This window comes from Streptomyces olivochromogenes, from assembly GCF_021538895.1.
GTDB classification, from domain to species: Bacteria; Actinomycetota; Actinomycetes; order Streptomycetales; family Streptomycetaceae; genus Streptomyces; species Streptomyces olivochromogenes_A.
The window spans coordinates 1-22,723 of sequence record NZ_JADDRL010000047.1; the positions used below are offsets into that span (position 1 = coordinate 1).

Consider the following 22,723-nt stretch of genomic DNA (forward strand, 5'->3'; position numbering starts at 1 on the left):
GGTAGGCCTGCCGCACCACCGGGGCGTGCGTCCTCACCCGCTGGGCCGCCTTCTTGCCCAGTCGCTCGATCGGGTCGACGGACTGGGCGCAGCCGGGGAGGAAGGGCAGCAGGAGGGCCACGAGGAGGACGGCGGAGGTCGCCGTCCCCCTCCGTTTCGGCCCCCTCGGCCGCCTCACAGGTAGTCCTCCAGGCGGGCCACCGCGTACCCCTCACGGGTGACCTTGTTCAGGAACCGGCGCATGTCGTCGACCATCGTGCCGTCCCAGTCGCTGCGGCCCCGGAAGTGGGTGAGCACGATGTCGCCGGGGTGCAGGCTCTCGTCGTCCTCGCGGTACTCCCAGTGGTCGACGAAGACCTCCTCGTCCCAGATCGGCGCGTACTTGATGCCGCAGGACTTGGCGGCACGCAGGGTGTCCCCGTTGTAGTTGCCGTAGGGCGGGCGGAAGACGGTGGGGGCCTTGCCGAACCACTTCTCCATCACGCCCTGCATGCCGCAGATCTCGTTCTTCTGCTCCTCGTAGGACAGACCCGGCAGATACGGGTGGTGGAGGGTGTGGTTGTTGAGGGTGACGCCCTCGGCCTGCATCTGCCGGAAGTACCCGTAGTTGTCCTGGATCAGGTAGTTGCTGAGGAAGGCGGTGTACGGGACCTTCAGGTCGCTCATCATGCGCAGGAACGCCGGGTCCTTCTCGGAGCCGTCGTCGATGGTGAGGAAGACGACCTTCTGCCGGGTGGGGATCGTGGTGAAGACAGGCGGCAGGTGCTCTTCCTCCTGCCCGTCGACCTCGAAGCCGGCGCGAGCGGTGATCTTCGGCTTGTGGGCCGGGGGCCGCGGGGGCATCAGCGGAACCTGGTCCAGGCCCCAGTGCCGGGCGGCGGCCGCCAGGGCGGCGCGGTCGGCGCGGAGGCGGCCGGCGTAGGAGTCCAGGGCGCGGGCGGGGGGCGCCTGGAGGCGCTGCTGACCGGGGGCCGGTCGTACGCCCGAGTCCGTGTCCGGCGCCGTACAGCCGGAGAGGACGGCGGCGACGGCGAGCGCGGCCGCACCACCGCGCACACCCGCCCTGCCAAGTGCCGAACGTGTCCTATTTTTATCAGTTTGTACGACTACTCGCATGGTGCTGGATCCTCGCAGGCCCCCGCCTCGAACCCCGGCCGACACCACCACCGCGGGCGCACCGTCCACCGACTGGCCCACAGCGCCCCGTGGCTGGCCGACAATGACCAGGTGAACGACGTCCTCCCCTTCCGCTCACTGCTCACCCCCGAGGGCCACGCCCTCCTCGACGAGGTGCGCGGCACCGACCCGGCCGACGAGCTCGCCGTCGCCACCCGGCTGCGCCGGGAGCACCCGGCCGACCTCGTCTCGGCGGCACTCGGCCAGGCCCGGCTGCGGCAGCGGGCGGCGGCGAAGTTCGGCGCCGAGGACGCGGAGCGGATGTTCTTCACGCCGAACGGGGTCGAGCAGTCGACGCGCGCGAGCGTGGCGACGTACCGCGCGGGCCGACTGCGCGAACTGGGCGTCACCTCCGTGGCCGACCTGTGCTGCGGCATCGGCGGGGACGCGATCGCGCTCGCGCGGGCCGGCATCCGGGTGCTGGCGGTCGACCGGGACCCGCTGACCGCGCAGGTGGCGCGGGCCAATGCCGACGTGCTGGGGCTGGGCGACCTGATCGAGGTGCGGGAGGCGGACGTCACGGAGGTCGACACGGCCGCGTACGACGCCGTGTTCGTGGACCCCGCGCGGCGTGGCGGCAGACCAGGAGGGGCCGCGCGAAGCGCGTCGTTGAGGGGTGGTGGCCGGGCGACGGGCGGGCGGATCTTCGACCCGGAGTCGTACTCGCCGCCGCTGTCCTGGGCGGTGGACGCGGCGACGGCCGCTCGGGTGGCCGCGCTGAAGATCGCCCCCGGCATCCCGCACGAGGCGATCCCGGCCGAGGCCGAGGCCGAGTGGATCTCCGACGGCGGGGACGTGAAGGAGGCGGTGCTGTGGTTCGGGGCCGGCGTCGAGCCCGGCGCCGTGCGGGCCACGCTGCTGCCGGGGCCGCGCTCCCTGCTCGGCCGGGGGCTGCCGGATCCCGAAGTACGGTCCGTGGGGCGGTACTTGTACGAGCCGGACGGCGCCGTCATCCGGGCGCATCTGGTCGCCGAGGTCGCCGACTCGCTCGACGGCGGGCTCGTCGACCCGACCATCGCCTATGTCACGGCGGACGAGCTGCGGCCGACGCCGTACGCGTCAGCGTACGAGATCACCGACCAACTCCACTTCAACGTCAAGAAGTTGAAGGCGCTGCTGCGAGAGCGGGAGGTCGGCACGCTGACCGTCAAGAAACGCGGGTCGGCCGTGGAGCCGGAGGAGCTGCGGCGCAAGGTGAAGCCGCAGGGGCCCCGCTCGGCCACGGTGTTCCTCACGCGCGTCGCGGGTGCCCCGACGATGCTGATCGGGGCACCCGCGAACGGCTGAACGGCTCAGCGGCTCGGCGGCTCGGCGGCTCGGCGGCTCGGCGGCCTTACGGAACCGTCACGGCCCGCCGAGCTCCCGCGCCCGGGCGGCCAGCAGCTCGCGTTCCCGTGCGTTGCCGGTGAGTTCGGCGGCCCGGGCGAACTCGGCGCGCGCCTCCGTCGTACGGCCGAGGCGGGCCAGCAGGTCACCGCGGACGCTGGGCAGCAGGTGGTAGTCGCGCAGGGCGGGCTCGGCGGCGAGGGCGTCGACGATCGCCAGGGCCGGGCCCGGGCCCTCGGCCATGGAGACGGCGACCGCGCGGTTGAGCTCGACGACCGGGGACGGGGCACGGGCGGCGAGCAGGCCGTAGAGGGTCGCGATGGTCCTCCAGTCGGTCTCCTCGTAGGAGTAGGCGTGGGCGTGGCAGGCGGCGATCGTGGCCTGGAGCGTGTACGGGCCGGGGGCGCCGGCAGCTGTGGCGTCCGCGCGGCCCAGAGCCTTGATGCCACGGGCGATGAGCATGCGGTTCCAGCGGCGGCGGTTCTGGTCCTTGAGGAGGACCGGCGCGCCGTCGGGGCCGGTGCGGGCGGCGGCGCGGGACGCCTGGAATTCGAGCAGGGAGGTCAGCGCGTGGACCTCCGGCTCCTTCGGCATGAGGGAGGACAGGACGCGGGCCAGGCGCAGGGCGTCCTCGCACAGGGCGGGGCGCAGCCAGTCGTCGCCGGCCGTGGCCGCGTACCCCTCGTTGAAGATCAGGTAGATGACGTCCAGGACGGAGTCGAGACGGGCCTCGCGGTCGGGGCCGTACGGGACCTCGAAGGCGACGTTCTTCGTCGCCAGTGTTCTCTTCGCGCGCACGATCCGCTGGGCGATCGTCGGCTCGGGGACGAGGAACGCGCGGGCGATCTCGGGCGTCGTCAGACCGCCCAGCAGGCGCAGGGTGAGCGCGATGCGGGCCTCGGCGGACAGCACCGGGTGGCAGGCGGTGAAGACCAGCCGGAGCAGGTCGTCGTCGATGTCCTCCGGGTCGGCGAGCTCCTGCGGCGGGACCGTGGTCTCCAGGTCGCGGCCGATCTCCGCGAGCTTGCGGGCGTAGTTCTCCCGGCGCCGGATCAGGTCGACGGCGCGGCGGCGGGCGGTGGCCATGAGCCAGGCGCCCGGGTTGTCCGGCACGCCGTCGCGCCGCCACTGCTCCAGCGCCGCGACCAGGGCGTCCTGCGCGAGTTCCTCCGCGATGCCGACGTCCCGGACGATACGGGCGACGCCGGCGATGATGCGTGGGGACTCCAGACGGAAGACGGTCTCGATGGCGTGCTCGGCGCTGGGCTGCTCGGTGGGCTGCGGTTCCACAACCCACCATGCAACACCCCGCGCCGCGTCCACGCCAAGTGACACCGGGAGTACGGCGGTCGGGCTCAGCCCTCGGCGATCTCCCGCACCTCGCAGGTCACGGTCCAGAACTCCTCGTGCACCTTCAGGAACCGCTTGGCCCACTCCAGGGCCTCGGCCATGTCCTTGCACTGCATGATCGCGTAGCCGCCGACGACCTCCTTGGCCTCGGTGAACGGCCCGTCGGTGACGGAGATCCTGCCGCCCTCCCAGCGCACCCGGGTGCCCTGGGCGGAGGGGGTCAGCCCGGCGGTGTCGAGCATGACGCCGGCCTTGGTGACCTCCTCGATCAGCTCACCCATGCGCTGCATCAGTTCCGGGCTGGGTCCCTCGGCCGGGGCGGAGGACTCGTCGATCTGCACGAGCGACAGGTAACGGGGCATGGTGACTCCTCGGTCTCATTCCCGAGCGGCGGGGCCTGTCCCCGCCTCTCACCCATGCGTCGAACGGCGGGCACCCGGATCGACACACGCCCCAAAATTCTTCGAAGATTTTTTTCCCGCCCCGGTCTCGCGGGCGTTTTCGCAGGTCGTACGGCGTTTCCTCAGCGCAGCGACGCCCACAGCTCGCTCGCCGCCCCTTCCTTCGGGATCACTCGGTTGGGGTCGGACGGGGCCGGGACCACCGGCATCATCACCGTTCGCACGTGGTCCGCGGACAGGTTCTTCAGGCTCTGGCCGAGGCGGGTCAGTTCGTTCAGGGAGTCGAGACCGGTGTCGGTGGTGAGACTGGAGGTGACCGCGTCGGCGATCTTGTAGAGCTTGGTGGGGTCGGTGAGGAGGTCGGTGGCGGACATCTGCTCCAGGAGGGCCTTGACCAGCTTCTGCTGGAGGCCTATTCGGCCGAGGTCGCTTCCGTCGCCGATGCCGTGGCGGGTGCGGGCCAGGGCCAGGGCCCGGGTGCCGTCCAGGTGGTGGGCACCGGCCCTGAGGTGCAGGTGGCTCATGTCGTCGTCGATGTCCTGGTCGGTGGTGACGTCGACCCCGCCGAGGGCGTTCACCAGCTTCGCGAAGCCGGAGAAGTCGATCTCGATGTAGTGGTCCATACGGACGTTCGTGAGCGACTCGACGGTCTTCACCGCGCACACCGGTCCGCCCACCGAGTAGGCGCTGTTGAACATCGCGTCGTGGGCCACCGACGTGGCGCCCCCGGACGACAGCGGGCAGGACGGGCGGGTGACCAGGGTGTCGCGCGGGATGCTGACGACCGTGGCACCGGTGCGGCCCGCGTCGAGGTGTACGACCATCGCCGTGTCGGAGCGCGCGCCCGAGCTGCTGCCGCCGCCGAGCCGCTGGTTCTCCTTGCCGCCGCGCGAGTCCGAGCCCAGGACCAGGATGTTCAGGGCCTTGGTCGGCAGCGGGGACGCGACGGCCGAGGCGTCGGCCGACGGAGTCGGCACCGCTCTCGCCCGGGCCGGCCGGTCGTCGCCGAGCGCGCTGTCGATGTCGACGCTCCTGATGTTGTCGTTCAGGTGCCAGTAGGCCCAGCCCGCCGCCGCGACGCCGAGCACCAGGGCGCCCGCCAGGGTGAGACCGGCGGCCCTCAGCACCACCGACCGCCGGCCCGTCGGTCTTCCCGCGTCGCCGTTCTCCTCGTGTCCGGTCACGGACAGGAACGTAAGTCCGAATTATTAGGGGACTGTTAGGAGAACAGGGGCGAGACGGTCTTCTTCGGAAAATCTCATGTTGCGGGTGGCTCCGAAAGTTTCGGTCAACTGCCGGCCACGGACGGCTCGGTACTCGCGCGCACCACCAGGCTGGCCGCCGGCTCCACCCGCGCGTGGAGGACCTGCTGCGCGCTCACTGCGGGGCGCGCTCGGTGATGGCGGCGTACAACGAGACGGACGGGGTCCCGGCGTCGGCGGACTCGCGCCTGCTGACCGAACTCCTGTGGGAGGAGTGGGGGTTCACGGGCACGGTGGTCGCCGACTACTTCGGCATCGGCTTCCTGGAGACGCTGCACCGGGCGGCCGGGAGCGAGGCGCAGGCCGCGCACCTGGCGCTGGAGGCGGGTATCGACGTCGAGCTGCCCACCCTGAAGTGCTACGGAGAGCCGCTGGTGGCGGCCGTACGCGCCGGAACGGTCCCGGAGTCGCTGGTGGACCGGGCGGCCCGCCGCGTCCTGCTCCAGAAGTGCGAGCTGGGTCTCCTGGACGAGGACTGGGAGCCGGAGTCAACTCGGCACGCCAGCAGGCGCGTTGTTGTTCAGCCCATCGACTCGAACCGCCACCGGTGCACCGGCCGCGTCACCAACTCCGCGTCGGGTTCAGGCAGTTCGGGCAAGTCGGCGTCGTAGGGCGCGTCCCACCAGGTGATGACCAGGACGCGGTCCTGGGGAGCCCGGAAGGTCTCCCGGCGCAGGGGCGGCGGCCCGGCGAGCTCCTGCCGCCGCGCCCAGGACAGCAGGTCCTCGCCCCGCCCCTCGACCGCCCGCGCCTCCCACATCAGGGCGACCGTCACGAGTACAGGTTCTCCTTGCTGACCTCGTGCACGTGGTCGTGGTCGTGGCTGTGCTCACGTCCCGGCACGTGCGGGTCCGTCACCGGCAGCGAGGAGTCCGCCGACAGGTCCCAGCTGGAGGCGGCCCGGTTGCGGGCGACCATCTCGGCGCCCAGCGCGGCCACCATCGCCCCGTTGTCCGTGCACAGCTTGGGCCGCGGGACGCGCAGGCGGATGCCGGCCGCCTCGCAGCGCTCCTGGGCCAGGGCGCGCAGCCGGGAGTTGGCCGCCACACCGCCGCCGATCATGAGGTGGTCGACGCCCTCGTCGCGGCAGGCCCGTACGGCCTTGCGGGTCAGCACGTCCACGATCGCCTCCTGGAAGGACGCGGCGACGTCCCGCACCGGGACCTCCTCGCCCGCCGCCCGCCTGGCCTCGATCCAGCGGGCCACCGCCGTCTTCAGGCCGGAGAAGGAGAAGTCGTAGGCCGCGTCCCGCGGGCCGGTCAGACCGCGCGGGAAGGCGATCGCCGCCGGGTCGCCCTCGCGGGCGTAGCGGTCGATGACCGGGCCGCCCGGGAAGCCCAGGTTCAGCACCCGGGCGATCTTGTCGAAGGCCTCGCCCGCGGCGTCGTCGATCGTCGCGCCCAGGGGGCGTACGTCCGAGGTGATGTCCGTGGACAGGAGCAGGGACGAGTGGCCGCCGCTCACCAGCAGCGCCATCGTCGGCTCCGGCAGCGCGCCGTGCTCCAGCTGGTCCACGCAGATGTGGGAGGCCAGGTGGTTCACGCCGTAGAGGGGCTTGCCCAGCGCGTAGGCGTACGCCTTCGCCGCCGAGACGCCGACGAGCAGCGCGCCCGCCAGGCCCGGGCCCGCCGTGACCGCGATGCCGTCCAGGTCCCTGGCGCTGACCCCGGCCTCCTTCAGGGCGCGGTCGATCGTCGGGACCATCGCCTCCAGGTGGGCCCGGGACGCCACCTCCGGCACGACCCCGCCGAAGCGGGCGTGCTCGTCGACGCTGGAGGCGACGGCGTCCGCGAGCAGAGTGGTGCCGCGGACGATGCCCACGCCGGTCTCGTCGCAGGAGGTTTCGATCCCCAGAACCAGGGGTTCGTCAGCCATTGATCTCGGTTCCTTGCACAGAGGTGGAGGTGGAGGGGTCGGTCAGGCGCATCACCAGGGCGTCCACGTTCCCCGGCTGGTAGTAACCGCGTCTGAAGCCGATGGGTTCGAAGCCGAAGCGCTCGTACAGCTTCTGCGCGCGGACGTTGTCGACCCGGCACTCCAGCAGCACTTCGGCGCACTCGAAGGCGGTCGCCGCGCGCAGCAGCTCGGTCAGCAGCAGCCCGCCCAGACCGGTGCCCTGCAGATCGCGGGCGACCGCTATGGTCTGGATGTCGGCCAGCTCACCCTGGGCGGCCAGGCCGGCGTAGCCGACGATCCGGTGGCCCTCGACGGCGACGACGTACCGCCGGCTGGCCTCCGCTCCCCGGGCATGGGCCAGCTCGGACCAGAACATCCCCCGCGACCAGGCGTCCTCGGGGAAGAGGTCCTTCTCCAGCTCCAGTACGGAGTCGATGTCCCACCAGCGCATCTCGCGCAGCGCGGGCTTCACGGGTTCGGTCACTTGGGGGTGACCACCTTGTAGTTCTTGGGCACCTGGGCGTCGGGACGGCGCAGGTACAGCGGCCGGGGTGCGGGCAGCTCCTCGCCCGCGGCCAGCTTCTCGGCGGCCAGGGAGGCGAGGGCGGCTGCGGAGACGTGCTCGGGTTCGTGCGCGCTCGGGAAGGTGTCGGGGTAGAGCAGCGCGCCCGCGCCGACGGCGGGCAGGCCCGCCACCCGGTCGGCGATGTCGGCGGGACGGTCGACGGCCGGGTCGGTCAGGCGCGTGCGGGAGTCCGCGTACGTCGCCCAGTAGACCTCCTTGCGCCGGGCGTCGGTCGCCACGACGAAGGGGCCCTTCTCGATGTCGGAGGCGTACGCGAGGCCGTCGAGCGTGCACAGGCCGTGCACGGGGACGCCGAGCGCGAGCCCGAAGGTGTCGGCGGTCATCAGGCCGACGCGCAGACCGGTGTAGGGGCCGGGGCCGATGCCGACGACGAGCGCGGTGACGGCGTCCAGCTTGAGTCCGGCCTCGGTGAGGACGCGGTCGACGGCCGGCAGCAGCAGCTCTCCGTGCCGGCGCGCGTCCACCTGGCTCGACGAGGCGATGACGGCCTCACCGTCGTGCAGGGCGACGGTGACGGCGGGGGTGGCGGTATCCAGAGCGAGCAAGAGCACGCAAACAGCCTACGGCTCTCGCGCGCTGAGCACGGCCGCCCGGGTCGGGCCGTCACCGACTGCTACCGTCTGTACGAAGTACGACATATGACCCGAAGCAGAGGTGGGCGCACGTGGCAGGGACCAGCGCGGGAATCGTGGCCGGGCTCACCGCCGCGGCCGTCGGCGCGGTGGGATTCCTGGCCTACCAGGCCTCGGCGGCCGCCCCGGCCGGCCTGAGGGGCCTGCCGGGGCCGAGCGCGTCGCCCGCGGTGGCGGCGACCAAGGCTCCCCGGGACAAGCGGAACCCCACCGCCCTGCCCATCGGCTCCGGCCGGGGTGAACGGGTCGTGTACTCGGTGGACGACGACCGGGTGTGGCTGGTCGGGCCGAACGGCAGGGTCCAGCACACGTTCCGGGTGCGTCCGGGCAGTGTCGACCCGCTGCCGGACACGTACGAGGTGACGTCCCGCTCGAACGCGATCACCGGCACCGACGGCACCCCCGTCGAGCACGTCGTGCGGTTCACCAGCGTGGGAGACGTGGTCGTCGGCTTCAGCGCCGCCGTGGGCGAGACGGTGTCGGCGCCCGATCCGTCCGTGAAGACGGGCGGCATCCGGGAGGAGCGCCGGGACGGCGAGGAGATGTGGAAGTTCGCGACGATCGGGGTACGGGTCGTCGTGATCCGCTAGCGGTACGAGGTGATCCGCCGACGCTACGGCGTGATCCGCCGGAGATACGGCGTGATCGGCCGCCCGTCGAAGTGATCCGCCGGCGCTACGCCGCCTCGGGGTGCTCCCGTACCGGCTCGGGCTTCTCCGGCTCCGGTTCCCGCGGCGGTCTGGAGACCGCGTCCGCGGCCGCGCACGAGGCCAGCAGGTCGCGCATGGACACCCCGGCCGCCGGATACGGCACGGACGGCACCGCGGGCTGAGAAGCGGACATGGACGCCTCCTGACGAGCGGGGGCGGGCGTAGTTAGGCACACCTAACCACGGGCTGGATACCATGTGACCACGCCTTTGAGGTCCGGCGCAATATCTTGCCGACGGCTTGTCGGAATCTTCACCGGTCCGCTCAGGCGGCCAGTACCCCGAGGTCCACCTCGGCCCACCGCTCCCCCAGCCCAAAGAGCGTGACGTGCCGTACCTCGTCCGTGGTGTCGCCCACGGCGCGGTGGATCACGACCTGCAACCGGTCGTCGGTCAGCTCCTCCACCTTGCCCTCGCCCCACTCCACGACGATCACCGACGCGGGCAGCGAGACGTCGAGGTCGAGGTCCTCCATCTCGTCGAGACCGCCGGACAGCCGGTAGGCGTCCACATGGACGAGCGGCGGACCGTCGCCGAGCGAGGGGTGCACCCGGGCGATCACGAAGGTCGGCGAGGTGACCGCGCCCCGCACTCCGAGCCCCTCGCCGAGCCCGCGGGTGAGGGTCGTCTTGCCCGCGCCGAGCTCCCCGCTGAGCATCACGAGATCGCCCGAGCGCAGCAGCTTGGCGAGCTTACGGCCCAACTCCCGCATCTGCTCGGGAGAGTTGATCGTGATCTCTACGGCGGTACGGTCAGCCGGGTCGTGCGGCGCTGCTGGTGCCTCCATAGCCACTTACCGTAGCCCCTGCCGGGACGGCCCCCGCGCGGGTGAGAAGGTCGGCGAGCCGGTCGGTGACCACTTCCGGGTGTTCCAGCATGACCAGGTGCCCGGCGTCCGGGACCAGCACCAGTTCGGCGTCCGGCAGCAGGTCGGCGATGACCTCGCTGTGCTCGCTGGGCGTGACGAGATCCTTGACCCCGGCCAGGACCAGGACCGGCATGTCCCGGAAGGAGGCGAGGGCCTCGGTCTTGTCGTGGTCGGTGAAGGCCGGATAGAACTCGGCGACCACGTCGATCGGCGTGGACTCGATCATCCGCTCCGCGAACCGCTCCACCGCCGGGTCGACGTCCCGGGTGGCGAACGAGTACCGCTTGATGATCCCGGCGAACAGGTCGGCGGTGGCCCGGCGCCCCTTCTCCACCAGCGCCGCCTGCGTGCCGAGCGCCTTCAGTACGCCGGGCAGCACCCGGCGCACCGCGTTGACGCCGGCCAGCGGCAGCCCGAAGTTGACCTCGCCGAGCCGCCCGGAGGAGGTGCCGACGAAGGCGGTGGCCACCACCCGGTCTCGGATCAGCTCGGGGAACTGCGCGGCCAGCGCCATCATCGTCATCCCGCCCATGGAGTGCCCGACGAGCACGATCGGCCCCTCCGGCACGGCAGCGTCGATGACCGCCTTCAGGTCGCGGCCCAGCTGGTCGATGGTGAGCGGCACGTCGTTCTGGAGCTGGGCCACGCCCCGTCCGGAGCGCCCGTGGCTGCGCTGGTCCCAGTGCACGGTCCGCACCACTCCGCGCAGCGCCGCGCGCTGGAAGTGCCAGGCGTCCTGGCTGAGGCAGTAGCCGTGGCTGAAGACGACGGTGACCGGGGCGGGCGCCTTGCGGCCGAAGAGCCGGCGCCGGCGCGGTGCCGAGCCGCCCTCGGGCTCGACGTCGTCGACCTCGTAGTAGAGCTCGGTGCCGTCGTCGGCGTACGCCTTGCCCGGGGTGCCGCGCAGCGTGCCGTACGGCCCCGTGGAGTCCAGGGCGAGCCGCGCCTTGCGGCGCATCCCGCGGCCGACGGTCATCCGCTCGATCGCGACACCGGCGGCCGCGCCCGCGGCGAGCACGCCTATCGCGGTGCCGGCGATGCCGGTCGCCCTGCGCCAGTTGCCGGCCGCCCCCGTGGCGGAGGCGACGACGGCCGACGTGGCGACCTCCGCGACGACCTCCGCACTGCTCTCGCTCACGTACCGCTCCTCTTCGCCGTACTGCAGTTCGCTGGGTGGGTGGTGCGGGTGTAGGTGCAGTCGTAACAGGTGTTGCCGCCGATGCCGCAGGCGACCCCCCGGGCGGTTACTCGTCCCGCCCGTCCTGTTCCTCGTTCACATAGACGCGAGGAACGCGCATTCCGATCCGCGTGACGATTTCGTACGCGATGGTGCCCGAGGCCTGCGCCCAGTCCTCCGCGGTGGGCTCGCCCCGGTCGCCGGGCCCGAACAGGACCGCCTCGGAGCCGGCCTCGGGTTCGTCCCCCCCGAGATCGACCACGAACTGGTCCATCGCGACGCGCCCCGCGACCGTCCGCCACTTCCCGCCGACCAGGACCGGGCCGGTCCCGGAGGCGTGCCGGGGAATTCCGTCCGCGTAGCCGACGGGCACCAGACCGAGGGTCGTCTCGCCCGGTGTGACGTAGTGATGCCCATAACTGACGCCGTGATTCCCCGGAACGTGCTTCACCAGTGCCAGCGACGCCGAAAGTGTCATCACCGGGCGCAGGCCGAAGTCGGACGGGGTGCCGAGTTCGGGGCTGGGCGAGATGCCGTACAGGGCGATACCGGTGCGTACCAGGTCGAAATGGGACTCGGGAAGGGTCAGGGTGGCGGGTGAGTTGGCGATGTGCCGCACCTCGGGGCGTACGCCCTGCTCCTCCGCGTACGCCACCAACTCCCGGAAGAGGGCGAGCTGGGCGGCGATGGACGGATGGCCGGGCTCGTCGGCGCAGGCGAAGTGGGACCACAGTCCGGTGATGCGCAACAGCCCCTCGGACTGGGCGCGCAGCGCCCCGGCGACCAGCTCGGGCCAGTTGGCGGGCTGGCAGCCGCTGCGCCCGAGCCCGGTGTCGGCCTTGAGCTGCACGCGCGCGGGCCTGCCCGCGAGCCGGGCCGCCTCCGTCACCTCGCGCAGCGCCCACGGGTCACTGACCGAGACGTCGAGGTCGGCCTCGATCGCCTCCCGCCAGGGCCCGCCCGGCGTCCACAGCCAGCACATGATCCGCACGTCCGACGGCAGACCGGGGTCGGCGCGCAGCGCCAGGGCCTCCTCGGGCGTGGCCGTGCCGAGCCAGGTGGCCCCCGCCTCGACGGCCGCGCGGGCACACCTCACCGCCCCGTGGCCGTACGCGTCGGACTTCACCACGGCCATCAGCGCCGCGTCCGGCGCGAGGGCGCGCAGGGCACGCACGTTGGCCCGCAGGGCGGCCAGATCGATCTCGGCGCGGGCGCGCAGGGGCGCGGTCGGCGCAGGTGCTCTCTCAGTCATCGCGCCCCCAGTGTCTCAGAGCGGTCCGACAGCGCCGCGGCTCAGGCCCTAGCTCCCGGACCTGCGGCCCCAGACGAATACCCGGTCCCCCTTCTTCAGCACACCCCACAGCTTGCGCGCGTCGGCCAGCTTGAGATTGACGCAGCCCCAGGACCCGACGGTGGTGAAGATGCTGCCGTAGACGGCGTGGAAGGCCTGTCCGCCGTCGAAGAACTGGGCGTAGGGCATGGGCGAGTTGTACAGGGTCGACCAGTGGTTCTTGTGCCGCCAGTAGATGGTGTGCCAGCCGCCGCGGGTCGTGTGGCCCTTGCGTCCGCTGCGCATCGACACCGGCCCGAAGACCACCTTGCCGCCCTTCTGCACCCAGGTGACCTGCCGGTCGAGATCGACGCAGGCGACCCGATACGTCCGAATAGGGCATTTTTTGGCCGCGTTGGGATTCTTCCGGGCTGAAAGAAGCATCATCTGCGCCCAGGTCACGGGTCCGGCGAAGCCGGTGGCGGGCTTGATCTTGTGCTTCTTCTGGAAGGCCCGGATGGCCTTGCAGTCGGCGGCGGACTGCTTCCCGTCCGCCTTCCGCTTCAGCCACCGCTCGACCTGCCGCTGGTAGGGCCCGGCCTGTCTGCTGCACGCGACCTTCGCGACGGCGTCGGTCAACGGCACGTATTCGATGAGGTCGTACGTCCCGCGCGGTGCGTCGCGCGGCTCGACGGCGTCCTCCTTGGCACTGGGCGTGTACACCGTCGGCGGCAGCACCTGGTCGGGCGTGTCGATCTGCCAGGGCTGCGCCGGCCCCGGTGCCACGCCGGGCACCAACTCGGCCTCGGGGCCGGAGCCGGGGGCCTGGGGCGTCGGGGTGGCGGCCGTCGCGGTACCGGCCGCGGGCAGGACGGTCGCGGCGACGAGCAGCACGGCCAGGCTTGAGGTGACGCATCGGGCGAGGCTTCGGTGGGCGATTCGTCTGTGGAGCGCGATGTGTCCATTCATCACGCGATCAGACAAACGTGCCGCCGCCGCGGATCCCGGGAGCCGCGCGGTCAGGTCACCCGACGGGTGGACCCCGTGTCAGTCCCGTACGTCCCGCCAGGCCTCCGGGATCATCGACGCCACGTCATGGGCCCCGGCCGGCGCCCCGTCCGCCGCGTACCGCCCGGCCAGGCCGTGGAGATACGCCCCCACGCTGCCCGCGTCCCGCGCCGCGAGCCCGGACGCCAGCAGCGAGCCCGTGAGCCCGGAGAGCACGTCGCCGCTGCCGGCCGTGGCGAGCCAGGACGTGCCGGTCGCGTTCACCCGTACGGCTCCGCCCCGGGCGTCGGCCACCAGGGTGGTCGACCCCTTCAGCAGTACGGTCGCCCGGTAGCGCGCCGCCAGCTCGCGGGCCGACGCCAGCCGCGCGGCCTCGACCTCTGCCCGGTCCACGCCGAGCAGCGCGGCCGCCTCGCCGGCGTGCGGGGTCATCAGCGTCGGTGCCGTACGTGCGCGCACCGCGTCCCGCTCCGCGAGGCGCAGCCCGTCCGCGTCGACGAGCACCGGCACCTCCTCGCGCAGCACCTCCGCCACGGTCGCCGCGTCGTCCCCGGCCCCCGGGCCCACGACCCAGGCCTGCACCCGGCCCGCCTTGTGCGGGCCCCGGTCGGAGACGAGCGTCTCGGGGAAGCGGGCGATCACCGCGTCCCCGGCGGGCCCCACGTACCGCACGGCTCCCGCCCCGCCGCGCAGCGCCCCGGCGACGGCGAGCACCGCCGCGCCCGGATACCGCGCCGAGCCGGCGGCGATGCCGACGACACCGCGCCGGTACTTGTCGCTCTCGGCCCCCGGCATCGGCAGCAGCCGGGCCACGTCCGCGTGCTGCAGGGCCTCCAGTTCGGCCTCGGCGGGCAGGTCGAGCCCGATGTCGACGAGCCGCACCGTCCCGGCGTACTCGCGCGCCGGATCGACCAGCAGCCCCGGCTTGTGCGTCCCGAAGGTCACCGTGAGGTCGGCCCGGACGGCGTCGCCGCGCACCTCACCGGTGTCCGCCTCGACCCCGCTCGGCAGGTCCACGGCGACGACGGCGGCCGCGGAACGCTCGGCCAGTGCGGCGAGGGCGGCGGCCTCGGGGCGCAGTCCGCCCTTCCCTCCGATGCCCACGATGCCGTCGACGACGAGATCGGCCCGTGCGATCAGGCGCTCGGCCGCGTCCGGGAGGACGGCCGTGCCACCCGCCCGGCGGAGCGCGGCGAGCCCGCCGGAGTGCGCGCGCTCGGGGTTCAGCAGCACCGCCGCGACGCCGGCCCCGCGCCGGACGAGCCGGGCCCCGGCGTACAGGGCGTCGCCGCCGTTGTCGCCGCTGCCCACGAGCAGGACCACCCGGGCGCCGTAGACCCGCCCGAGCAGGTCGGCACACGCGGCGGCCAGTCCGGCGGCGGCGCGCTGCATGAGGGCGCCCTCCGGGAGCCTGGCCATCAGCTCGCGCTCGGCCGCCCGCACCGTCTCCACGCTGTACGCAGTCCGCATGCGGTCGAGTCTCTCCCGAAAGACGCGGGGGCCGCACCCGATCCGGTCAGCCCTCGGCCACGACCATGGCCGAGGCGACGCCCGCGTCATGGCTCAGCGACAGGTGCCACGCCTTGACCCCGAGTTCGGCCGCCCGTGCCGCGACCGTCCCCTTCACCCGCAACCGCGGCTGCCCGCTGTCCTCGACGAACACCTCGGCGTCCGTCCAGTGCATGCCCGGCGGCGCGCCGAGCGCCTTGGCGACGGCCTCCTTGGCCGCGAACCGCGCCGCGAGCGAGGCGACGCCTCGGCGTTCCCCACTCGGCAGATACAGCTCACTGTCCAGGAAGAGCCGCCCGGCCAGCCCGGGCGTACGGTCCAGCGACGCCCGGAACCGGTCGATCTCGGCCACGTCGATACCAACCCCGATGATGCTCATCCGGGCACTCTACGATCCGTCGGGCGACCGCAGGCTCAGACCAACGCTCAGTCCTCTTCAGGACTGGTTCCTGAAGCATCGGGGTCTTCGGCGAACAGATCCTCGGCCCGCTCGACCGTGCGGGAACGCTCCAGCCAGGCGTCCATGCGGTCGAGATCGGTGCAGGTGGTGATGCGCTCGCGCACATGGTCCGGTACGGGAATGCCACGCACTTCCAGCACGAACAGGATGCCCTTGGCCTCGCCTTCGGCCCTGCCCTCGGCCCTGCCTTCTGTCTGGCCTTCGGCCTTGCCCTCCAGGTAGGCGGTTTCACGGACCGTGCCCCGGCCAGGGAAGTAGCTGACGAAAGACATGATTTCCTTCAGTTTCTGTCCGGCTGGGCTGCTACCCAGGCTGATTTCCAGGAAGTCGAAGAAGTAGTCGGCGGTCTCGGGATCTGTTTTCTGGATCTCCTGAAGGGCGGCTGTGCGCAACCTGAGTCGATCAAGGGACGGGCTGTCCGGGGAGCGGAATGCGTTCACTCTTGCGAGTGGCGAAGTATCGTTCACGCCGCCGAAGTCAGCTCGCACCACACGTACTTGCCCCGGTTGCCGAATCGGGACAGCGGCTGCCAGCCCCAGAGGTCGGAGCAGGCCCGTACCAGCGCCAGACCCCGGCCCTCTTCCACGTCCACGAGCCGGCCGAGCGGTCGCGGGGGCTCGGGCGGTTCCGGGTCGGCGTCCCACGCCCCGATGCGCAGCACGCCGGGCGGTGACCAGCGCACACGCAGAGCGGCGGGCCCCTTGGTGTGGCGCACGGCGTTGCCCACCAGCTCCGTCGCAAGGAGTTCCGCGGTGTCCACGAGCCCGATCAGGCCGTGCATGGTGAGGATCAGGCGGAGGGTGCGGCGACTGACGGTGACGGCTCGGGGGTCGTTCGGGATGTACAGGGAGTACTCCCACGGTTCGGATTCGTTTTCGGGCATGGGGCAGCTCCGGTTCGATGGGTGGGGGTTGCGAAGAGCGGGCGGTGGCATTGCCGCAGCCGTCATGGCAAGACAGAACGGTGCACTTCCGCTGCGCATTCGCCTCGTCACTGACGGTAGGTCTATTGATTCATGTTTCGCAAGCGGGTCACGTAACCTGACCCGAACGAGTCGCGCTCGCATGCGCGTTGAACCAGGGAGCGGCCTATGGCGTTGAGGCGCGAACCGACAGCACGTCAAATGCGACTGGCAACGGAACTACGCAGGCTCCGCGAGGCAGCCGGCCTCACCGCCCGGGAAGCAGCAGCGCTGCTCGGGGTGAGCGCACCGCAGATCACCCATATCGAGTCCGCGCTCGCAGGCGTGAGCGAGAAGCGACTGCGCCGCCTTGCGTCCCATTACGCCTGCACGGACGGTGAGTTCGTCGACGCCCTTGCAGCAGTGGCCACCGTTCGGACACGCGGCTGGTGGGAGGAGTACCGGGGCCTGCTGCCCACATCGTTCCTGGACCTCTCCGAACTGAACCATCACGCCTCGTTCCGGCGCGATGTCGCGATCCTGTACGTGCCGGGCCTGCTGCAGACGGAGAACTACGCCCGCGCCGTGTTCTCCGCCCGGGTGCCCGAACTCGCGAGTGAGGAGCTTGAGTTGCGCGTCCGGCATCGACTGGCGGGCCAGGAGATCTCCATCCCGTACGAGTTGGTGATCCACGAGTCGGCCCTACGCATCAGGGTCAGCGACCGGGCCGACTGCCGCGCCCAACTCACCAGGCTTCTGGAGCTCTCCGCAGAGGACAACATCACCGTGCGTGTCATCCCGTTCGACCTGGACGGCTTCGCCAGAGCCGCCAGCACCATGACGTACGTGGGCGGCGCGGTCCCCAGACTGGACACGGTGGTGCGTGACGTACCCCACGGCTCGGCCTTCATCGACTCCGAAGCACAGCTCGGCGCCTTTCGAACGCGCTTCCGTAAGGTGGAAGCGGTATCACTCGGCCCTGAACGGTCACGTGACTTCATCAACCGGCTGGCGAAAGAGCTGTGAGGCACCCCATGGACAACTGGCGAAAGTCGTCCTACTCAGGCCCCGACGACGGCAACGAGTGCGTGGAGATCGCGAACTCCCCCACCCACATAGCCGTCCGCGACTCGAAGGCCCCGGCCAGGGCAACCCTCACCTTCCCGACCGGAGCCTTCGCCACCTTCATAGAAGCCCTCAAGAACACCCCCCGAAACTGAGTGCCCACGCGTCATAGCTCCCTGCTAGCCTGCCGACGCTCGACCACATGTGCCTATTCGTGCACTCGCGGGTGACATCGCGCGCCTCCTGACCAGACGGCGCGCCCCGCAGTCGAAGCGCATCCGAAACGCCAGGGGGGCGGACGCTTGAGCAGCATCACCACCAGTGAGGGCAGCGACCGGCACGGCGGCAGACCCGCCGATCCGTCGGAGCCCGTGACCGACCCGTTCGACGCGCTGCCCGAACTGGCTCCGCTGCGCACCGCCGCTCAGGCCGGCGACTGGGCGGCCACCGAGGCCTTCTTCGGCGGCCTCGACTCCGTCGGCAAGGTCTCCTTCGCCGCCGCCGCGCTCGCCGATCTCGCCGATCTCGCCGGGACCGAGGGATACCTGGAGAAGGCCGCCGAGACCCTGCTCGGCGACCCGCTGCCCCGTACGCTGCTCGCCGAGCGGTACATCCGCATCGGCTGGAAGATCCGCAGCGGTGCCAGGGCCGAGTACGTCTCGCGCGACCAGTTCGACCAGTTCCACGCCTGGCTCCGCAAGGCAGAGCACCTGCTGATCGAGGTGTGCGCGGAGCAACCCGCGTACGGCCCCGCCTGGATTCCCCGGCTACTGACCGCGCGCGGCCTGGAACTGGGGCAGTCCGAGGCCCGGCGCCGCTACGACCGACTGTCGGCCCACCACCCGCACCAGCTGCGCGCGCAGTCGCAGTTGCTGCAGCAGTTGAGCCCCAAGTGGAGCGGTTCCTTCGAAGCCATGCACGACTTCGCCCAGGAGTGTGTGAGCGCCGCGTCGGACGGTTCACCCGCCGGGATCCTGATCGCCGAGGCGCACATCGAGCACTGGGGGCAGCTGTCCGACGTGGCCGGCACGGAGTACCTGCGGAACGTATCCGTCCGCAACGAACTGCGCCACGCAGCCGAGGTGTCCGTGCTGCACACGGACAGCCGGCCGGACTGGCACCGGCTCGCCGGGCACAGCACCTTCGCCCTGGCGTTCTCCCTCGGCGGTCACCTCAAGGACGCCGCCCCGCACTTCGCCGCCCTGGGCAACACGGCCTCCGAGTCTCAGTGGCGCTACCTGGGTGACTGGAAGGGCAGGTACGCGACGTACCGCACTGCCGCGCTGGCGACGCTCCGAGGGGGAGACGGCAGATGACCACCACGCACGAAGCGAGCACGGGACGCCGTACCGCGGACCTCAGCGCCCTCGACGGCCTGATCAGCCACACCACCGTCCAAGGCATCCCCGCCCTGCACGCCCCGCACCCCGGCGACATCACCGCCGGCCTCTTCTTCCGCGTGGGCCGCGCCGACGAGACCCTGGCCACCTCCGGTGTCACCCACCTCGTCGAACACCTCGCGCTGCACCGTCTGAGCCTGTCCGACGTGCACCACAACGGGGCGACGGCGAACACGTACACCCTCTTCCACGTCACCGGCGACGAGAGCGAGGTCGTCGCGTACCTCAACGGTGTCTGCGCCGCCCTGCGCGACCTGCCGCTGGACCGCCTGGAAACGGAGAAGGAGATCCTGCGCACGGAGGCCGCGAGCCGTGCGCACGGCCCCAACCACCAGATGGCGCTTTGGCGTTACGGCGCCCAGGGCTTCGGCTTGGCCGGCTACGACGAACTCGGCACCCGCCGCCTGACGGCCGATCAGGTACGGCACTGGGCCGAGACCCGCTTCACCCGGGACAACGCCGTGCTGTGGATCACCAGTGACCGCCTACCGGACGGCCTGGACCTCACCCTGCCCACCGGCAGCCGCAACCCGACGCCCACCGCGACCGACGCGCTTCCCGTCACCCCCGCCTACATCCGCGGCGGCGACGGCCACGTCGTCTTCGACGCCGTACTGCGCCGCTCCTCCGCGGCCTCCGTGTTCGCCGACGTCCTGGGCCGCGCCCTGTTCCAGGACCTGCGCCAGGAGGGCGGCTACTCGTACACGGCGGACGCCGACTACACGCCCCGCGACGCCGACTTCGCCACCCTCCGCGCGTACGCCGACGCCTTGCCAGAGAAGCAGGACGCGGTGGTCGGCGGGTTCGTCGACACGCTCGCCCGGCTGCGCGCGGGCCGCATCGAACAGGCCGAACTGGACTCCGTACGCGGCAAGTTGCTCAAGCGCTACGACACCCCCGACCTCAGCGCCGCCCTGCTGCCGTCGTACGCGCTCAACCTGCTGCTCGGCCACGAGATCCTCTCCCCCGAGCAGCACAAGGCCGAGCTGCGGGCGGTCACGGTCGCGGACCTGCACGAGGTCGCCCGTGAGGCGTGGGACGGCGGACTGCTCCAGGTGCCCACCCGGGGCGCCGACTGGGCGGGCTTCACGCCCGCCCCGAATTATTCGCCGTCCGCGGTCACCGGCACCCGGCACCCCTCGCTGGAGAGCGACGACGTCACACTGGTCATCGGAGCCGACGGCGTGAGCCTGTTGCTGCCGGGCGGCCCGGTCACCGTGCGGTACGACGCCTGCGCCGCGATGACCACCCGCCCCGACGGGGCCCGCGACCTGACCGGCCTCGACGGCTTCCGCGTGGCGGTCGAGCCGACCATGTTCCGGGACGTCGGGGCCGAGCGGATCGCCGCGCTGGACGCGGCCGTTCCCGCGGCCGTGGTCGTCCCCCTGCCGGCCCGGGCCCCGGAACGGATCCCACACCCGCGCGTGCCGGAGGCCCCCGTGCCGCAGGCCCGGCCCGCGGACGCCGGCGATACGGCGCCCTCGGGCCTTCGGAGCCTGCCCGTCTGGTTCCTGCTCCTGGTGGCCCTGGAGGTGGTGTTCGCCCTGGGCTTCCTGTTCGCCGTGGTCCAGGCGACCGACCCGGCCCACCCGGTGTGGCACTGGCTCGCCCGCGCGGTCGTGCCGGCCGCCCTGGCGAGTTACTTCACCTTCCGGGCCTACCAATACGCCCGAGAGCACGGCTGACTCCTGGCAGCACGGCTGACTCCCGGCAGCGCGCTCTATTCCACCGTCACCGACTTCGCCAGGTTCCGAGGCTGATCCACCTCGTTGCCCCGGGCGGTAGCCAGCTCACACGCGAAGACCTGCAACGGCACTGTCGCCACCAGCGGCTGAAGCAGCGTCGGCGTAGCCGGAATCCGGATCAGGTGGTCGGCGTACGGCACCACCGCCTCGTCCCCCTCCTCCGCGATCACGATCGTCCGTGCGCCCCGGGCCCGGATCTCCTGGATGTTGGAGACGATCTTGTCGTGGAGGACGGACCGGCCCCGCGGCGACGGCACGACCACCACCACCGGCATGTCCTCCTCGATCAGCGCGATCGGCCCGTGTTTCAGCTCGCCCGCCGCGAAGCCCTCGGCGTGCATGTACGCCAGCTCCTTCAGCTTGAGCGCGCCCTCCAGCGCCACGGGGTAACCGACGTGCCGGCCGAGGAACAGCACCGTGTTCTTGCCGGCCAGGGACCGCGCCAGCGCGCGCACCGGCTCCATCGTCTGGAGCACGCGCTCGACCTGGCAGGAGATCTGCGAGAGGTCGCGGATCACCGCCCGGATCTCGTCGCCCCACTTGGTGCCCCGCACCTGGCCGAGGTACAACGCGACCAGATAGCAGGCCACCAGTTGGGTCAGGAACGCCTTGGTCGAGGCGACCGCGACCTCCGGCCCGGCATGCGTGTACAGCACCGCGTCCGACTCGCGCGGGATCGTCGAACCGTTGGTGTTGCAGATCGCCAGCACCTTGGAGCCCTGCTCGCGGGCGTGCCGAAGGGCCATCAGGGTGTCCATGGTCTCGCCGGACTGCGAGATGGCGATGACCAGGCTGCGGGAGTCGAGAATCGGGTCGCGGTAGCGGAACTCGCTGGCCAGTTCCACCTCGCACGGGATGCGGGTCCAGTGCTCGATGGCGTACTTGGCGATCAGCCCGGCGTGGAAGGCCGTACCGCACGCGACGATGACGACCTTGTCGACCTCGCGCAGTTCGGCCGCGCTGATGCGGACCTCGTCCAGGGTCAGCGAGCCCGCCGCGTCGATGCGGCCCAGGAGCGTATCGGCGACCGCCTTGGGCTGCTCGGCGATCTCCTTGAGCATGAAGTAGTCATAACCCCCCTTTTCCGCTGCCGACGCGTCCCAGTCGACGTGGTAGGAGTGCACCTCGGCGGCGCTGCCGTCGAAGCCGGTGACACTCACGCCGTCCCGGCGCAGCTCCACCACCTGGTCCTGACCCAGCTCGATCGCCGCGCGCGTGTGGGCGATGAACGCGGCGACGTCCGAGGCGAGAAAGGCCTCGTCTTCTCCAACGCCCACCACCAGCGGCGAGTTCCGCCGCGCGCCCACGACCACGTCGGGCTGGTCGGCGTGCACCGCGACCAGGGTGAACGCGCCTTCCAGCCGCTTGCACACCAGCCGCATCGCCTCCGCGAGGTCGGCGCAGGACGAGTACTCCTCGGCCAGCAGGTGGGCGACCACCTCGGTATCGGTCTCGGAGGTCAGATCGTGGCCGCGCTCGGCCAGCTCGGCCCGCAGCACCGCGAAGTTCTCGATGATCCCGTTGTGCACGACCGCGACCCGGCCCGCGTTGTCGTGGTGCGGATGGGCGTTGGCGTCGGTCGGACCGCCGTGCGTGGCCCAGCGGGTGTGCCCGATGCCCGTCGTACCGGTCGGCAGCGGCCGTTCGACCAGCTCCTTCTCCAGGTTGACCAGCTTGCCGGCCTTCTTCGCACCGGCCAGCCCGCCGTCCGCGAGCACGGCGACGCCCGCCGAGTCGTATCCCCGGTACTCCAGCCGCTTCAGCCCGGCCATCACGACATCGAGCGCCGACTGCGCCCCCACGTATCCCACGATTCCGCACATGTGCCGCAGCCTAGGGGCCGACGCCGGTGTGAAAGTAGCCGCCGCGTGCCCGAAATCGGAAATTCCCACCAGAGTACGAAGGACTCGGGCGCGCCGGTCCACTGATCGTCAGGGGTGAATATCAGCCATCTTCATTCAAGGCATCCACACCACGACACC

Annotated in this window: 24 protein-coding genes and 1 pseudogene; 7 read left to right on the forward strand and 18 right to left on the reverse strand. The window is 71.6% G+C overall.

Annotated elements, in window-relative coordinates:
- Positions 1-174: 174 nt before the first annotated feature.
- Positions 175-1,116, reverse strand: a complete 942-nt coding sequence (locus IPZ69_RS23475; protein WP_235456278.1) for a polysaccharide deacetylase family protein — start codon at positions 1,114-1,116, stop codon at positions 175-177.
- Between the two features lie 111 nt (positions 1,117-1,227).
- On the opposite strand from IPZ69_RS23475, the gene IPZ69_RS23480 reads away from it, so the two are divergent.
- A complete protein-coding gene (locus tag IPZ69_RS23480) occupies positions 1,228-2,463 on the forward strand; it encodes a class I SAM-dependent methyltransferase (protein WP_235456280.1) in 1,236 nt (411 codons plus the stop codon).
- Positions 2,464-2,520: 57 nt separating this feature from the next.
- Here IPZ69_RS23480 and IPZ69_RS23485 read toward each other — a convergent pair whose 3' ends face one another.
- The 3 genes from IPZ69_RS23485 to IPZ69_RS23495 form a co-directional block, all read right to left on the reverse strand.
- Positions 2,521-3,792 (reverse strand): RNA polymerase sigma factor, encoded by a 1,272-nt coding sequence (locus IPZ69_RS23485; RefSeq protein ID WP_235456282.1) that lies wholly within the window; start codon positions 3,790-3,792, stop codon positions 2,521-2,523.
- 65 nt (positions 3,793-3,857) lie between these two features.
- Complete coding sequence (locus tag IPZ69_RS23490; protein ID WP_235456284.1) at positions 3,858-4,214, reverse strand: YciI family protein; 357 nt, start codon at positions 4,212-4,214, stop codon at positions 3,858-3,860.
- A gap of 161 nt (positions 4,215-4,375) precedes the next feature.
- A complete protein-coding gene (locus IPZ69_RS23495; protein ID WP_235456285.1) occupies positions 4,376-5,437 on the reverse strand; it encodes an LCP family protein in 1,062 nt (353 codons plus the stop codon).
- Between the two features lie 200 nt (positions 5,438-5,637).
- Here IPZ69_RS23495 and IPZ69_RS23500 point away from each other — a divergent pair.
- Positions 5,638-6,006 (forward strand): annotated as a pseudogene (locus tag IPZ69_RS23500) (glycoside hydrolase family 3 N-terminal domain-containing protein); the annotation flags it as partial.
- A gap of 29 nt (positions 6,007-6,035) precedes the next feature.
- On the opposite strand, the gene IPZ69_RS23505 reads toward IPZ69_RS23500, so the two are convergent.
- The 4 genes from IPZ69_RS23505 to tsaB are packed head-to-tail and all read right to left on the reverse strand — an operon-like array spanning position 6,036 to position 8,548.
- A complete protein-coding gene (locus tag IPZ69_RS23505) occupies positions 6,036-6,290 on the reverse strand; it encodes a hypothetical protein (RefSeq protein WP_235456286.1) in 255 nt (84 codons plus the stop codon).
- Positions 6,287-7,390 carry a tRNA (adenosine(37)-N6)-threonylcarbamoyltransferase complex transferase subunit TsaD gene (gene tsaD / locus IPZ69_RS23510; protein ID WP_235456287.1) on the reverse strand — a complete coding sequence of 368 codons (1,104 nt, stop codon included), beginning with the start codon at positions 7,388-7,390 and terminating at the stop codon, positions 6,287-6,289. Before tsaD ends, IPZ69_RS23505 begins: the two co-directional genes overlap by 4 nt.
- Complete coding sequence (gene rimI / locus IPZ69_RS23515; RefSeq protein ID WP_235456288.1) at positions 7,383-7,895, reverse strand: ribosomal protein S18-alanine N-acetyltransferase; 513 nt, start codon at positions 7,893-7,895, stop codon at positions 7,383-7,385. Before rimI ends, tsaD begins: the two co-directional genes overlap by 8 nt.
- Positions 7,892-8,548, reverse strand: a complete 657-nt coding sequence (gene tsaB, locus IPZ69_RS23520) for a tRNA (adenosine(37)-N6)-threonylcarbamoyltransferase complex dimerization subunit type 1 TsaB (RefSeq protein WP_235456289.1) — start codon at positions 8,546-8,548, stop codon at positions 7,892-7,894. Before tsaB ends, rimI begins: the two co-directional genes overlap by 4 nt.
- 113 nt (positions 8,549-8,661) lie before the next feature.
- Between tsaB and IPZ69_RS23525 the strand changes: the two genes are divergently transcribed.
- Complete coding sequence (locus IPZ69_RS23525) at positions 8,662-9,219, forward strand: hypothetical protein (RefSeq protein ID WP_235456290.1); 558 nt, start codon at positions 8,662-8,664, stop codon at positions 9,217-9,219.
- Between the two features lie 85 nt (positions 9,220-9,304).
- Here IPZ69_RS23525 and IPZ69_RS23530 read toward each other — a convergent pair whose 3' ends face one another.
- The 9 genes from IPZ69_RS23530 to IPZ69_RS23570 all read right to left on the reverse strand — a co-directional run bounded on the left by IPZ69_RS23530 (position 9,305) and on the right by IPZ69_RS23570 (position 16,513).
- On the reverse strand, positions 9,305-9,472 hold the full coding sequence (locus tag IPZ69_RS23530) for a hypothetical protein (protein WP_235456291.1): 168 nt from the start codon (positions 9,470-9,472) through the stop codon (positions 9,305-9,307).
- 131 nt (positions 9,473-9,603) lie between these two features.
- Positions 9,604-10,125 (reverse strand): tRNA (adenosine(37)-N6)-threonylcarbamoyltransferase complex ATPase subunit type 1 TsaE, encoded by a 522-nt coding sequence (gene tsaE / locus IPZ69_RS23535; protein WP_235456292.1) that lies wholly within the window; start codon positions 10,123-10,125, stop codon positions 9,604-9,606.
- On the reverse strand, positions 10,091-11,344 hold the full coding sequence (locus tag IPZ69_RS23540; RefSeq protein ID WP_235456293.1) for an alpha/beta fold hydrolase: 1,254 nt from the start codon (positions 11,342-11,344) through the stop codon (positions 10,091-10,093). Before IPZ69_RS23540 ends, tsaE begins: the two co-directional genes overlap by 35 nt.
- Before the next feature lie 106 nt (positions 11,345-11,450).
- Complete coding sequence (alr, locus tag IPZ69_RS23545; RefSeq protein WP_235456294.1) at positions 11,451-12,635, reverse strand: alanine racemase; 1,185 nt, start codon at positions 12,633-12,635, stop codon at positions 11,451-11,453.
- Positions 12,636-12,683: 48 nt separating this feature from the next.
- On the reverse strand, positions 12,684-13,547 hold the full coding sequence (locus IPZ69_RS23550) for a L,D-transpeptidase family protein (protein ID WP_374293762.1): 864 nt from the start codon (positions 13,545-13,547) through the stop codon (positions 12,684-12,686).
- A 153-nt stretch (positions 13,548-13,700) separates the two neighbouring features.
- Positions 13,701-15,131, reverse strand: coding sequence for an NAD(P)H-hydrate dehydratase (locus IPZ69_RS23555; protein ID WP_235456297.1), 1,431 nt, complete (start codon positions 15,129-15,131; stop codon positions 13,701-13,703).
- Between the two features lie 46 nt (positions 15,132-15,177).
- Complete coding sequence (locus tag IPZ69_RS23560; RefSeq protein ID WP_235456298.1) at positions 15,178-15,549, reverse strand: holo-ACP synthase; 372 nt, start codon at positions 15,547-15,549, stop codon at positions 15,178-15,180.
- Positions 15,550-15,596: 47 nt separating this feature from the next.
- The gene (locus IPZ69_RS23565; RefSeq protein WP_235456299.1) at positions 15,597-16,070 is read right to left on the reverse strand and encodes a hypothetical protein; all 474 of its coding nucleotides are present in this window, start codon (positions 16,068-16,070) and stop codon (positions 15,597-15,599) included.
- Positions 16,071-16,093: 23 nt separating this feature from the next.
- Entirely contained in the window at positions 16,094-16,513 is a 420-nt protein-coding gene (locus tag IPZ69_RS23570; RefSeq protein WP_235456300.1) for an ATP-binding protein, read from the reverse strand.
- A 207-nt stretch (positions 16,514-16,720) separates the two neighbouring features.
- Here IPZ69_RS23570 and IPZ69_RS23575 point away from each other — a divergent pair, with 207 nt between their 5' ends.
- From IPZ69_RS23575 to IPZ69_RS23590, 4 genes are all read left to right on the forward strand, one after another.
- The gene (locus IPZ69_RS23575; protein WP_235456301.1) at positions 16,721-17,557 is read left to right on the forward strand and encodes a helix-turn-helix domain-containing protein; all 837 of its coding nucleotides are present in this window, start codon (positions 16,721-16,723) and stop codon (positions 17,555-17,557) included.
- Between the two features lie 8 nt (positions 17,558-17,565).
- The gene (locus tag IPZ69_RS23580) at positions 17,566-17,751 is read left to right on the forward strand and encodes a DUF397 domain-containing protein (RefSeq protein ID WP_235456302.1); all 186 of its coding nucleotides are present in this window, start codon (positions 17,566-17,568) and stop codon (positions 17,749-17,751) included.
- A 147-nt stretch (positions 17,752-17,898) separates the two neighbouring features.
- Positions 17,899-18,912 (forward strand): hypothetical protein, encoded by a 1,014-nt coding sequence (locus IPZ69_RS23585; RefSeq protein WP_235456303.1) that lies wholly within the window; start codon positions 17,899-17,901, stop codon positions 18,910-18,912.
- The gene (locus IPZ69_RS23590; RefSeq protein WP_235456304.1) at positions 18,909-20,681 is read left to right on the forward strand and encodes a M16 family metallopeptidase; all 1,773 of its coding nucleotides are present in this window, start codon (positions 18,909-18,911) and stop codon (positions 20,679-20,681) included. The genes IPZ69_RS23585 and IPZ69_RS23590 overlap by 4 nt, the downstream gene beginning before the upstream one ends.
- A gap of 35 nt (positions 20,682-20,716) precedes the next feature.
- Here IPZ69_RS23590 and glmS read toward each other — a convergent pair whose 3' ends face one another.
- The gene (gene glmS, locus IPZ69_RS23595) at positions 20,717-22,564 is read right to left on the reverse strand and encodes a glutamine--fructose-6-phosphate transaminase (isomerizing) (protein ID WP_235456306.1); all 1,848 of its coding nucleotides are present in this window, start codon (positions 22,562-22,564) and stop codon (positions 20,717-20,719) included.
- Between the last annotated feature and the right edge of the window lie 159 nt (positions 22,565-22,723).